The 14,311-nt window shown below is 71.5% G+C and carries 3 protein-coding genes; all 3 read left to right on the forward strand.

All coding sequences use genetic code 11. From position 1 onward, the window contains the following. On the forward strand, positions 1–4,518 hold a 4,518-nt coding region (locus A9X03_RS05990; protein ID WP_068260121.1), incomplete at its 5' end, for an SDR family NAD(P)-dependent oxidoreductase. Next, entirely contained in the window at positions 4,518–9,887 is a 5,370-nt protein-coding gene (locus tag A9X03_RS05995; RefSeq protein WP_068260116.1) for a type I polyketide synthase, read from the forward strand. The genes A9X03_RS05990 and A9X03_RS05995, both read left to right, overlap by 1 nt. After that, complete coding sequence (locus tag A9X03_RS06000; RefSeq protein ID WP_068260118.1) at positions 9,884–14,287, forward strand: type I polyketide synthase; 4,404 nt, start codon at positions 9,884–9,886, stop codon at positions 14,285–14,287. The genes A9X03_RS05995 and A9X03_RS06000 overlap by 4 nt, the downstream gene beginning before the upstream one ends. The last annotated feature ends 24 nt before the right edge of the window (positions 14,288–14,311 follow it).

Raw genomic sequence — 14,311 nt, forward strand, 5'->3', positions numbered from 1 at the left:
CACTCCATGGGCGAAGTCGCCGCCGCCGTGGTGGCCGGTGCGCTCACGCCCGCCCAGGGATTGCGGGTGACCGCGACACGATCGCGGTTGATGGCCCCGCTGTCCGGGCAGGGCACCATGGCCGCGCTCGAGCTCGACGCCGCCGCGACCGAGGCGCTGATCGCCGACCACCCGCAGGTGACGTTGGCGATCTACGGCTCGCCGCGCCAGACCGTCATCGCCGGACCGACCCAGGCGATCGACGACCTCATCAACACGGTCCGCGCGCAGAACCACTTCGCCGGCCGGGTCAATATCGAAGTGGCGCCGCACAACCCGGCGATGGACCCGCTGCAGCCACTGATGCGCGCGCAACTCGCCGATCTGTCCCCGCGCCCACCGACCATCCCGATCATCTCCACCACCTACGCGGACCTGAACAGCCGGCCGGCCTTCGACGCCGACCACTGGGCCACCAACATGCGCAACCCGGTCCGCTTCCAGCAGGCGATCGAAGCCGCGGCGGCCGAGCACCACACCTTCATCGAAGTCAGCGCGCACCCCTTGCTGACCCACGCCATCAGCGAAACCCTCGCCGACCGCGACGGCTACCTGAGCATCGGCACCCTGCAGCGCGATGCCCACGACACCCTGACCTTCCACACCAACCTCAACACCGCCCACGTCACGCGCCCGCCCCATACGCCGCATCCCCCGGGACCGCACCCCCCGCTACCGAAAACGCCGTGGCAGCACACCCGGCACTGGATCTCCCCCACCACCGCCGGCCACCACGCCCCGAACACCCACCCGCTGCTCGGGGCCGGCGTGACCGACCCCACTACCGGCACCCGGATCTGGGAATGCGAGCTCGGCCCCGACCTGCTGTGGCTCGGTGATCACGTCATCGACGATCTCTGCGTCCTGCCGGGTTCGGCCTACGCCGACATCGCGCTGGCCGCGGCGACGGACGCCTTCGGCGGCCCCGAGCACGAACCCTGGATGATCCGCGACCTCAGCCTGGACCACCTGCTGCACGTGGGCGACGGCACCGCGCTGGTGACGACGCTCGCCGGCGACGAGCAGACCTGTCGCGTCGAAATGCGCACGCACAACGCCGCTTCGGGATGGGTCAAACACGCCACCGCCACCCTCACCCGCGAAACCGAACGCGCGCTGCCGTCGCTGCCGGCCGACGAACCCGGCGTGACGGAGCTCGACCCCGACGAGCTGTATGAGCGGCTGCGCGGCGCCGGACAACAGCACGGCCCGGCCTTCCGCGGGATCGTGGGCCTCACCGTCACCCCGTCGGGAGCGGCCCGCGCGGACGTGCGCCTGCCCGCGTCGGCCAGGACCGGATCGCGCAACGTCGTGTTGCATCCGGTCATGATGGACATCGCCGTCCAGGCGCTCGGGGCCACCCGGGCCGCGATCGACCTGGCCGGCGGGCAGAACGCCCGCGAAATCATCGTGTTGCCAGCGCGTTTCGCGGGTGTCCACGTCTACGGCAACGTGGCAGACGGCGTGCGCTCGTTCGGCTCGCTGACCACCACCGGCGACCCCGACCGGCTGGTGGGCCACGTCGTCCTGACGGATCGGGACGGACGACCGCTGCTCGTCGTCGACGAGGTGGAGATGGCGGTGCTTCGATCGGGCCGGGGCACAACGGAACTCGGGAACCGGCTGTTCGCGCTGGAGTGGGAGCTCACCCCACTGGACAAACCGGCCGGCACGCTCGCCGGCGTCCTGCTGATCGGAGACGAGGACGACGCAGACCCGCTGCTCCCCGCGCTGCGGTCGGCGCTGAGCGACGGTGCGGCCGAGGTCGACATGGTTTCCCCGGCCGACCCTGCGGGGCTGCGCGCGGCGATCACCCGAACCCCGTGGGATGCCATCGCCGTGGTCTGTCCGGCACGGGCCGTCGACGAGTCGCTCGCGGACCGCGCCCAACTCGCCCTGGCGCAGGCGCGCACGCTGCTGGTCGCCGGCATCGCGAAGACGGTGACCAGGATGGGCGCCCGGAACAGCCCGCGGCTGTACATCGTCACCCGCGGCGCCCAACAGCTCGGTCCCGCCGATCGGGTCACATTGGCGCAGACGCAACTTCGCGGCATCACCAGGGTGCTGACCTTCGAGCACCCGGAACTCAAGCCGACCCTGATCGACACCGACGCCGACGGCATCGCCTCGGTCGCCGACCTGGCCGCGGAGCTGCTCGCCGGGTCCGACCACGACGAGATCGCGCTGCGCGACTCGCACCGATACGTCAACCGGGTGGTGCCCGCGCCCACCACGGCGACCGGTGACCTCGCCCCCCAGCCGCGCCGCACCGTCGTGGACCTGGACCGCGGGGAAGCTGTCCGGCTGCAGACCGATCAACCCGGACGGCTGGACGCCCTGAACCTCCACGCCGTTAAGCGGATTCCACCCGGGTGCGGCCAGGTGGAAGTCCGCGTCGTCGCCGCGGGCCTCAACTTCAGCGACGTGCTCAAGGCGATGGGCGTCTACCCCGGGCTCGACGGGGCGCCGCCCGTCGTCGGTGGCGAGTGCGTCGGCCTGGTCACCGCCGTCGGCCCCGACGTCGACTCCGTCGAAATCGGCCAGCGCGTGATCGCTTTCGGCCCCGGCACTTTCGCTTCCCACGTGACCACCCTGGCCGACCTCGTCGCGCCCGTCCCCGACGCGCTGCCCGACGGCGAGGCGGCCGCGTTCGGCATCGCCTACCTGACCGCCTGGCATTCCCTGTGCGAGGTCGGGCGGCTGGCCCCCGGCGAACGCGTGCTCATCCACTCCGCCACCGGCGGCGTAGGACTGGCCGCCGTTTCGATCGCCCGGATGCTCGGCGCCCGGATCTACACGACGGCCGGCTCGGACGCCAAACGCGAAATGCTGCGGAGCCTTGGGGTCGAGTACGCCGGCGATTCCCGCAGCGTCGATTTCGCCGACGAGATCCGCGACCTCACCGACGGCTACGGGGTGGACGTCATCCTCAATTCCCTTCCGGGCGAAGCGATTCACCGCGGTGTCAAGCTGCTCGCCCCGGGCGGCCGGTTCATCGAGCTGGGCAAGAAGGACGTGCACGCCGACGCCGGGCTGGGGCTGGCGGCCCTGGCGAAGAGCGCGTCGTTCGCCGTGGTCGACCTGGACCTGAACCTCAAACTGCAACCGGCACGCTACCGCCGCATGCTCGCGGACATCCTGCGGCATGTGGCGGAGGGCCGCCTGCAGGTGCTCCCGGTCACCGAGTTCGGCCTGCAGGACGCCGGCGACGCCTTCGCGCTGATGGCCTCCGGGCGGCACACCGGCAAGATCGTCGTCTCGATCCCGGCCGGCGGCCGCCTCGCCGCGATCGCCGCACCGCCACCGCAACCCCTGGTCAGCCGGGACGGCGGCTACATCGTCGTCGGCGGCATGGGTGGCCTCGGCTTCGTCGTCGCGCGCTGGCTGGTCGAGCGCGGCGCGGGACTGGTTGTGCTGAACGGACGTTCGGGCCCCACCGGCGAGGTGGCCGCCACCATCACGGAGCTCAACGCCGCGGGCGGCCGCATCGAGGTGGTTACCGGCGACATCGCCGAGCCGGGCACGGCCGAGCGGCTGGTGCGCGCGGTCGAGGACGCCGGCTTCCGGCCGGCCGGGGTCCTGCACAGCGCCATGGTCCTCGACGACGAGATCGTGTTGAACATGTCGGAGTCGGCCGCCCGGCGCGTATTCACCCCGAAGGTCGCGGGCGGCTGGTTGCTGCATCGGGCCACCGCCCACCTGGACCTCGACTGGTGGCTGGCGTTCTCGTCGGTGGCCTCGCTGCTGGGCGCGCCGGGCCAGGGCGCCTACGCCGCCGCCAACTCGTGGGTCGACGGCCTGGTCGCCCACCGGCGCGCGGCCGGACTGCCCGCGGTCGGAATCAACTGGGGCCCATGGTCGGAGGTGGGCCGCGCCCAATTCTTCGCCGACCTCGGCGTCGCGATGATCACGGTCGAGCAGGGGCTCGAGGCCATGCAGCTGGCGTTGTCGGCCGACCGGGCCCGCACCGGCGTGTTCAGTCTCGACGCCCGGCAGTGGTTCCAATCCTTCCCCGCCGCGGCCGGGTCGTCGTTGTTCGCCAACCTGCACGACGCGACGGCCGAGCGGCGCGGCGGCGGCGCCATCCGCACCGAACTGGACGCCTTGGACGCCGCCGAGCGCCCCGCCCGCCTCGCCACCGCGATCGCCGACGAGATCCGGGCAGTGCTGCGCTCGACCGAGCCGATCGACCCGGGCCGCCCCATGCAGTCGCTCGGCCTCGACTCGCTGATGGCCCTCGAACTGCGCAACCGGCTCGAATCCAGCCTGGGCACAACGCTGCCGGCCGCCCTTGTGTGGGCGTACCCGACGATCACCGACCTCGCCGGCGCGCTGTGTGAGCGGCTGGGTTACGCGCCGCTCACCGACGGCGACGAACCGTCCGACGGGGACACCGCCCTGTCGGACGAGGAGATGGAATTGCTGTCCGATCTGGTGGCGGCAAGCGAGTTGGAAACCGCAACGGGGGGCAGTGAGTAATGACGAGCATTGCCGAACGCGCAGCGCAGATGTCACCGAAGGCGCGCGAGGTCCTGGCACGTGAGCTTGTCCGCGCGGGAACGGCGTTCCCGACCGACATCGCCGAACCGGTGGCGGTGGTGGGCATCGGTTGCCGGTTGCCCGGCGCCGTCGCCGGGCCGGAGAGCTTCTGGCAACTCCTAGTCGACGGCCGCGACGCCGTCGGCGAGGTACCGGCGGACCGGTGGGACGCCGACGAGTTCTACGACCCCGACCCCCAGGCGCCGGGCCGGATGACGACGAAATGGGGCGGCTTCGTCGACGACGTCTCCGGATTCGACGCCGACTTCTTCGGCATCACCCCCCGCGAAGCGGTCGCGATGGACCCCCAGCAGCGCATGCTCCTCGAGGTAGCCTGGGAAGCGCTCGAACATGCCGGCCTGCCCCCGGATTCGTTGAGCGGCAGCCGAACCGCCGCGCTGATGGGCATCTCGGCATGGGACTACACGATCCTCAACCTCGAGCGGCGCGCCGAGATCGACGCATACATGAGCACCGGGAACCCGCACAGCGCGGCTGTGGGCCGCATCTCCTACCTGTTGGGGCTGCGCGGCCCGGCGGTCGCCGTCGACACGGCGTGTTCGTCGTCGTTGGTGGCGATCCACCTGGCCTGCCAAAGCCTGCGGCTGCGGGAGAGCGACGTCGCCCTCGCGGGCGGGGTGCACCTCTCCCTGTCGCCGTTCACCAGCATCGCGCTGTCCAAATGGTCCGCCCTGTCACCGACGGGCCGCTGCAAGACCTTCGACGCCCTGGCCGACGGGTTCGTGCGCAGCGAGGGCTGCGGGGTGGTGGTGCTCAAGCGGCTGTCCGACGCCACCCGCGACGGCGATCGTGTGCTCGCCGTGGTGCGCGGGTCGGCCATCAACTCCGACGGCCGGTCCAACGGCATGACGGCGCCCAATGCGGCGGCCCAGCGCGACGTGATCACCACCGCGCTGCGGCAGGCCGACGCCACGCCGGACAGCGTCAACTACGTCGAAACCCACGGAACCGGAACGATACTGGGTGACCCCATCGAGTTCGAGGCGCTGGCGGCCACCTACGGACGCGGCGAGGGCGGCTGCGCGCTGGGATCGGTCAAGACCAACCTCGGGCACCTGGAGGCGGCCGCGGGCGTCACCGGATTCATCAAGGCGATCCTGGCGGTGAACAGGGGGCTCATCCCGCCCAACCTGCACTTCACCCGGTGGAACCCGGCGATCGACGCCTCCTCGACGCGGCTGTTCGTGCCGACCGGGCGCACGCCGTGGCCCACGGCGGGCCCGCGCCGGGCGGCGGTGTCGTCGTTCGGCCTGAGCGGAACCAACGCGCATGTGGTGATCGAGCAGGCGCCCGATCAAGCACCGGCGCAGCCGCATCCCGCGCCCGCGTTGTCCACCCTGGTGGTGACGGGGAAGACGCCGCAGCGGCTGGCGTCGATGGCCGCGACGCTGGCCGACTGGCTGAGCGGCGCCGGCGCGGCGACGCCGCTGGCCGATGTCGCGCACACGTTGAGTCATCATCGCGCCCAGCACAACTGGCGCGGAGCCGTCGTCGCCCGCGACACCGCCGCCGCGGTGGCCGGGCTGCGCGACCTGGCCGCCGGCGCGCCGGCGCCGGGCGTGCTCGCTCCCGTCGAGGCCGCCCGGCGCACCGGCACGGTCTTCGTCTACTCCGGCCAGGGCGCGCAGTGGGCCGGCATGGGCCGCCGCCTGCTGGCCGACGAGCCCGCCTTCGCGGCCGCGATCGCCGAACTCGAACCCGACTTCGTTGCCCAGACCGGGTTTTCGCTGCAGCGGACCCTGGCCGACGGTCAGCCGGTGGTCGGCATCCAGAACATTCAGCCCGTGCTGGTGGCCATTCAGCTCGCGCTCACCGCGCTGTGGCGCCACTACGGGATCGAGCCCGACGCGGTGATCGGGCACTCGATGGGCGAGGTCTCGGCCGCCGTGGTGTCCGGCGCGCTCACGCCGGCCGAAGGGCTGCGGGTGATCGCCACCCGGTCGGCGCTGATGGCCCGGTTGTCGGGCCAGGGCGCGATGGCGCTGCTCGAACTCGACGCCGAGGCGACCGGAGAACTGATCACCGACTACCCCCAGGTGACGCTCGCCGTGCACGCCTCACCGCGCCAATCGGTCATCGCCGGGCCGCCCGAACAGGTGGACGCGGTCATCGCGGCCGTCGTCGCCCGAAACCTGCTCGCGCGGCGGATCGAGGTCGACGTCGCCTCGCACCACCCGATCGTCGACCCGATCCTGCCCGAACTACGTTCTGCGCTTTCCGATTTGGAACCCAAGGCGCCGGCCATCCCAATGCTCAGCACGACCACGGAAGGGCCCACGCCGCTGCCCGACGCCGATTACTGGGCCGCCAACCTGCGCAACCCGGTGCGCTTCCACCAGGCCGTCAGCCGGGCCGGCGCCGACCGGCACACCTTCGTCGAGATCAGCCCCCACCCGCTGCTCACCCACGCCATCGCCGACACGCTGGGGGCCGAAGCCCGCCACGTCATCGGCACGCTGCACCGCGACACCGACGACACCACCAGCTTCCACACCCAGCTGGCCGCCGTCGCGCAAACCCCGCCCGGCGCCGACCACGGCCGTCTGGCCGACATCCCGGTGACGCCCTGGCGGCACACCCAATTCTGGGTCGCCGACCGGTCCGCGATGTCGGAGTCGGTCGCAGCCCACCCACTGCTGGGCGCGCACATCGAGGTTCCGTCCAGCCGCGACCACGTGTGGCGGGCCGACACCGGCACCGCGGTCTCCCCCTGGCTCGCCGACCACAAGGTGTTCGGTCAGGCCGTCATGCCCGGCGCGGCGTTCGCCGAAATCGCCTTGGCCGCTGCCAGTGAAGCGCTGGGCGTGCCGGTTGCGGGCATCTCGATCAACCAGCTCGAGGTCGAGCAGATGCTCACCCTCGGCGACCACACCCAGCTGACCACCCAGCTGACCCGCGGAGCAGACGACAAGACCCGCATCGAGATCTACTCGCGGTCGTCCGGCGGCTGGGTCAGACACGCCACCGCCAGGGCCGAGCTGCGGACGTCGGACGCCCGCCCCGACCGGCCCGCGCCCCCCGGGCACGGCGACACCGAGATCAAACCGGCCGACCTGTACGGCGTGCTGCGCCACGCCGGCCAGTACCACGGCCCCGCCTTCGCTGCGCTCGCCACCATCCACCGGATGCCCGGCGGGTTCGTCGAATCGGAAATCATCCTCCCGGACGAGGCGCCGCGGCATCCCGCGTTCCGGCTGCACCCCGTCATGCTGGACGCCGCGCTGCAGAGCCTGGCCGCCGCGATGCCGGACGACGAACTCGCCGGGTCCGCCGAAGCCAGTTACCTGCCGGTGGCCTTCGACGCCATCCGGGTCTCGGGCGACCCCGGCCGGCGCGCCCGCTGCCGGGTCCAGCTGACCAACCTCGACGAGGGCGGCGTGGGCAAGCTGGGCAGAATCGTGTTGACCGACGACGCCGGAACGGTCACCGCGGAGATCAACGACATCTACCTGCGCCGCGTCGAGCGGCGCAGCGTGCCACTTCCCCTGTCGCAGAAGGTATTCGACACCACCTGGGTGTCCCGGCCGATCGCGGCCGCCGGCTCCGACGCCCCCGGCAGCTGGCTGGTGCTCGCCGCCGCCGAAACCCGCGAGGGTGCGGCGGCGTTCGCCACGGGCTGGCGCTCACCGGCGCGCCGGGTGGTCACCGCCGACCTGTACGACGAGTCCGCCATCCTGTCCGCATTCGCCGACGCGGCCGGCGATCCCGAGCGCCCACCCGTCGGCGTGGTCGTGTTCGTGGCCCCCAACCCTGGCGTCGGCGACGACGGCATAAGCCGGGCGCGGGAAACGGTCTGGGCGGTCTCGACCGTCATCCGCGCGATCGTCGGCGGCTGGCACGGTCGATCGCCGCGGCTCTGGCTGGTCACCCAGGGCGGCCTGGCGGTGCACGAGGAGGCAGGCCAGCCCGGGGTCGGCGCGCTCAAGGGACTGGTGCGGGTGCTGGCCTACGAGCACCCCGAGCTGCGGAGCACGCTGGTCGACCTCGACGGCGATCCCGCGATAGCGCTCAACGCCGAACTGTCCGAGGCGGTTTCGGGGCAGGTCGACGACGTGGTCGCGTGGCGCGGCGGGCAGCGTTACACGGAACGCCTCACCCGGGCGGCCATCGGCGAACGCACCACAGGGGACGTCGTCCGGCGGGGAGCGTCCTACATCGTCACCGGTGGACTCGGTGGCCTCGGCCTCGTCATGGCGCGATGGCTGGTGGACAGCGGCGCCGCGCGACTCGTCCTCAACGGGCGCAGCGAACCGTCGGAGCAGCAGCGCGCGGTCCTGGCCGAACTGGAGCGCACCGCCGAGATCGTCGTGGTGACCGGCGACATCGCGACCGAAGGCGTCGCCCAGAAACTGGTGACCGCCGCCGGCGAATCTAACCTGCGCGGCGTCCTGCACGCGGCCGCCGTGCTCGACGACAGCCTGGTGTTCTCGATGACCAGGGAGAGCGTCGAACGGGTGTGGGCGCCCAAGGTCACCGGGGCGCTGCGACTGCATCAGGCCAGCGCCAGTTGCGACTTGGACTGGTGGCTCGGGTTTTCGTCCACCGCCTCGATGCTGGGCGGCCCGGGGCAGGCCTCGTACGCGTGCGCGAGCGCCTGGCTGGACGCCCTGGTCGACTGGCGGCGGGCGGCGGGCCTGCCCGCCGCGGTGATCAACTGGGGCCCGTGGGCAGAGGTCGGGCTCGCCCGCACGCTCGCCGGCGGCGCGCTCGATCCCATCACTCCCGCCGAGGGCGCCGCGGCGATGGAGCCGCTGCTGGCCAGCGGCAGATGCCACACCGGCGTCGGCCGGCTGCGGCCCGACCGGGCGCTCATCGCCTTCCCCGAAATCCGCGAACTCGGCTACTTCACCAACGTGGTCGCCGAACTGGAGGCCGCGGGCGACGGCGGCGACTGGGCGGGCCCCGAGGCGCTGGACGGGCTGGAATCCGGTGCGGCGCAAGCGCTGATGACCGATCGGCTGCGGGCACGCATCGCCGCGGTCATGGGTTACGCGGATCGATCGGCCGTCGACCCGAATGTTCCCCTCATCGAGCTCGGGATGGATTCCCTGATGGCGGTGCGCATCCGGAATTCGGCACGCGCGGACTTCGGGGTCGAGCCGCCGGTGGCACTCCTGTTGCAAGGGGCGTCGCTGCACGACCTCACGGCCGACCTGGTCCGCCAGCTCGGCCTGGCCGGCGATGCACAGGCACTCGAGCAGGAAGACGCGGTTCGCGACCGGGCGCAGCAGCGCGCGGCCGCGCGCCAACAAGCCGCACTGCGGCGGAAGCGAGGACACCAAGCATGAGCACGACCTCGACGGAGTTGCCGCCCAACGTGATCGCGGTGGTCGGCATGGCCGGACGATTCCCCGGCGCCAACGACGTGTCGGCGTTCTGGGACAACCTGCGCCACGGCAAGGAGTCCATCACCACGCTGTCCGAGCAGGAGCTCAAAGCCGCCGGGGTCGGCGACGACGTGCTGGCGAACCCGGCGTATGTGCGGCGCGCACCGATCGTCGACGGGGTCGACGAATTCGACGCCGAATTCTTCGGCTTTCCGCCCCAGCTCGCCCGGATGCTGGACCCGCAGCACCGGTTGTTCCTGCAGTGCGCGTGGCACGCGTTCGAGGACGCCGGCTGCGACCCCGCCCGGTTCGACGGTTCGATCGGCGTGTACGGGACCAGCTCGCCCAGTGGCTATCTCCTGCACAATCTTTCGTCACATCGCGCCCAGGACGCCTTCATGGGGACGGGTCTGAACTTCGAGCAGTTCAACCTGTTCCTGCAGAACGACAAGGACTTTCTCGCCACCCGGGTGTCCCATCAGTTCGATCTGCGCGGCCCGAGCATCACGGTCCAGACCGCGTGCTCGTCCTCGTTGGTCGCGGTCCATCTCGCGTGCCAGAGCCTGCTCAGCGGGGAATGCGACCTGGCCCTCGCGGGTGGGGTGTCGCTGTCGGTCCCCCACCATGTGGGGTACTGGAATTCGCCGGGCTCCATGGTGTCCGCGGTCGGCCATTGCCGACCCTTCGACGTGCGGGCCGACGGCACCGTCTTCGGCAGCGGCGTGGCCATCGTGGCCCTCAAGCCCCTGCAGGCCGCCCTCGACGCCGGTGACCGCATTCACGCCGTCATCCGCGGATCGGCGATCAACAACGACGGATCGATGAAAATGGGCTACGCGGCACCGAATCCGGCCGCCCAGGCCGACGTGATCGCGGAAGCCCACGCGGTGGCCGGCGTCGACGCGTCGACCGTGAGCTATGTCGAGACACACGGGACCGGCACGCCGCTCGGCGATCCCATCGAGGTCCAGGGTCTGCGCTCCGCGTTCGCCGTGTCGCAGGCGCCCCGGCCCGGCCCCTGCGTGCTCGGGTCGGTCAAGTCGAACATCGGCCACCTGGAGGTGGCGGCCGGCGTGGTGGGCCTGATCAAAACCATTCTGTGCCTGAAGTACAAGGCGATCCCCGGGACGCTGCACTTCACCAGCCCGAACCCGGAGCTGCACCTCGACGAGACCCCGTTCACGGTGCGCAGCACCTACGGGGCGTGGGATTCCGAAGGTGCGCGGCGGGCCGGCGTCAGTTCGTTCGGGGTGGGCGGCACCAACGTCCACGTCGTGGTCGAGGAGGCGCCCCACGTTCCGGACCGCGCCGCGCCACCCGGTCCCCAGGTGCTGCTGCTGTCGGCGCAAACCACGGCGGCGCTTGAGCAGTCGCGCGCCGCACTGGCCGACGCGTTGGCCGGCCCGGACGGTCCCGAGCCGGCCGACGTCGCCCACACCCTCGCCGGACGCCGCAAGCACCGCCTCACCATGGCGGCCGTGGTGCACGACCGCGATCATGCGGCCACCGTGCTGCGGGCCGCCGAACACGACAACGTCTTCGTCGGCGAATCCCTCGCCGGCGGCGAAAACCCCGCGGGGCGGGTGGTGTTCATGTTCCCGGGGCAGGGCGCCCAGCACGTCGGCATGGCCAGGGGCCTCTACGACACGGAGCCCGCGTTCGCCGAACACTTCGACGCCTGCGTCGCGGGATTCGGCGATGAGATGGGCATCGACCTGAAGGCGTTGATATTCGGTGACGCCGCAACCGACCTGGAGCGCATCGACCGCTCCCAGCCCGCCCTGTTCACGGTGGAATACGCGCTGGCGCGGTTGGCCGAACACTACGGGCTGCGTGCCGGGGCGTACATCGGTTACAGCACGGGTGAGTACATCGCGGCCACGCTGGCCGGGGTGTTCGGCCTCGAGACGGCGATCACGCTGGTGGCCTTGCGCGCCCGCCTGATGCACGAGTCCCCGCCCGGTTCGATGGTCGCCGTCGCGCTGGGCCCCGACGACATCGCTCCCTACCTCACCCCGGGCGTCGAGCTTTCCGCGGTCAACGATCCCGGCAACTGCGTCGTCGCCGGGGCAGGCGACGAGATCCGCGCGTTCACCCAGCGGCTCCGCGAGGCGGGCATCACCGCCCGGCGCGTGCGGGCGACACACGCATTCCATTCCAGCGCAATGGATTCGATGGCGGCTGAATTTCAGCAGTTCCTGTCCGGCGTCGAGCTGCGCCGCCCCGACACGCCGCTGCTCAGCAACCTCACCGGGACCTGGATGTCGGACGAGCAGATCACCGACCCGGCCAGCTGGGCCCGCCAGATCAGTTCCACGATCCGGTTCGCCGACGAGCTCGACGTGCTCTTGAGCGATCCGGGCCGCGTGCTCGTCGAGGTCGGTCCCGGCGGCAGCCTGACGGGCTCGGCGATGCGGCATCCGAAGTGGTCGAGTGGCCACCGCGCGGTTCGCCTGATGCGACATCCGATTCAGAACGTCGACGACCGGGACACCTTCCTGCTCGGGCTCGGCCAACTGTGGGCGGCCGGTGTGCCCGTCGATTGGGAACCGCTGACCGGGCCGACGCCCAGGCTGGTCTCCCTGCCCGGTTACGCCTTTGCCCGCGAACGGCATTGGGTCGACGCGAAACCCCTCGCCTGGCTCGACCGGTCCACCGAGACTCCCGAAGCCCCGGGCGCTGCCGCCAACGGCGCCGATGCGTCCACGAACGGGCATCAATCGCACACCGAGGCGACGCTGCGGCAGATCTGGATGCAATGCCTGGGCCTGAACTCGATCGGCCGCAACGACAACTTCTTCGACCTCGGCGGCGACTCCCTGATCTCGATCGGCATCGCGACCAACGCCGGCAACGCCGGGCTGGATGTCACGCCCCAGGATCTCTACGGCAACCCGACATTGGCCACCCTGGCGGCCCACGTCGACGCCAAATACGCGGCGGGCTCGCTGGCGAAAGCGCCCGACGCCGCGTCCCGTCCGGCCGTTCCTCCGAACGTCGCGCAGTTCCTCGAGAGCGGCGTGCGGCGGGCGGGGCGCTGGCGCGTGCCGTTGATCCTGCGCCTCGATCCGACGGTCAGCCTCGACGACGTCCGGGCGGTGCTGACCGCCGTGACCAACCACCACGACGCGTTGCGGCTACAGCTCGTCGAGCACGCCGGGACCTGGGTCCAGTGCGTCACGGAGGCAGCCGAATTCGATCATCTGTCGTCGCGGACGCTGCCCGGCACCGATGCCGACACGCAGCGGGCGGCGGTGCTCGACGTCGTGGCCGAGCTCACGGCACAGGACGACCTCGCCGCGCCGTTGACCGCCAGCCTCCTCTCTGACCCCGGCGACGCGCGCTACCTGACCTTGTCGCTGCACGAGGCCGTCGCCGACACCGCCTCCCGCGAGATCCTGGTCGCCGACATCTTCACCGCATTCACGCAACGGCTGGCGGGAGAGGACATCTCGCTGCCGCCGACCACCACCTCGTGGCGGGACTGGTCGCTGCGCGTCGCCGGCCTCGCGACCCACCCCGCGGTCCTCGATACGAGCGACTTCTGGCTGGAGAGCTCGGGCCGCGCGACGCTGCGGCCGGCGGACCCGGAAGTCACCGACCGGCCCCTGGGCGACGACCTGGCCAAGGTGCCGTCGGCGCTCACCGTCGAGCAGACCTCCGAGGTCGACGATGTGCGGCGCGCGCTCGGCTGGTCGATCGACGAGATCCTGCTCGCGGCGCTCGGCAGGACCATCGCCGAGACGATCGGCACCGGCGTCCTCGCCGTCGACCTGGAGGGGGCGGGCCGTTCGGTGTTGCGGCCGGACGTGGACCTGCGCAGGACCGTCGGCCGGTTCACCACGATCTATCCGGTGCCGCTTCGCTGCGCGACGAGCGACGACACCGGCGCGAGCGAACTGCTGACCGACGTGCGCGACACCCTCAAATCCGTTCCGCACCATGGGATCGGATACGGGCTGCTGCGGCACCTCTACGCGCCCACCGCACGCGCACTCTCGGCCGTGCCGCCCGCCGACGTCCACTTCCGGTACGTCGGCATGATCCCCGAATTGCCGCCCATCGGCGCGCCGGTGCAATTCGACTCGGACGCGGCCATGCCGGTGCGCGACACGATCCCGGGCCTGGGCCATGCCATCGAGCTTCGGGTGTACCGCCACTCCGGCGTGCTGCACCTCGACTGGTGGTACGACACCCGCCGGGTGCAGGGCGCGCGCGCCGAAGCGCTGGCGCGGCGCTTCCCATTGGCGCTGCGGGAGCTGATCGGGGACGCCACGTCCGCCGCTTGCGGCGACGGCGACCTCGGCTCGCAGCAGGTGGAATTGGCGTTGGTGGACTTGTCGGCCCTGGATGCGAGCTGAGGGGGCCCGGTGAATCACGCACGC

This window comes from Mycobacterium sp. E1715, assembly GCF_001667625.1.
In the GTDB taxonomy this organism is placed as follows: domain Bacteria; phylum Actinomycetota; class Actinomycetes; order Mycobacteriales; family Mycobacteriaceae; genus Mycobacterium.

Excerpts from the sequence above, each read along its gene's own strand:
- A9X03_RS06000 (WP_068260118.1), top strand. The coding sequence starts at position 9,884 with ATGAGCACGACCTCGACGGAGTTGCCGCCCAACGTGATCGCGGTGGTC.
- A9X03_RS05995 (WP_068260116.1), top strand. The coding sequence starts at position 4,518 with ATGACGAGCATTGCCGAACGCGCAGCGCAGATGTCACCGAAGGCGCGC.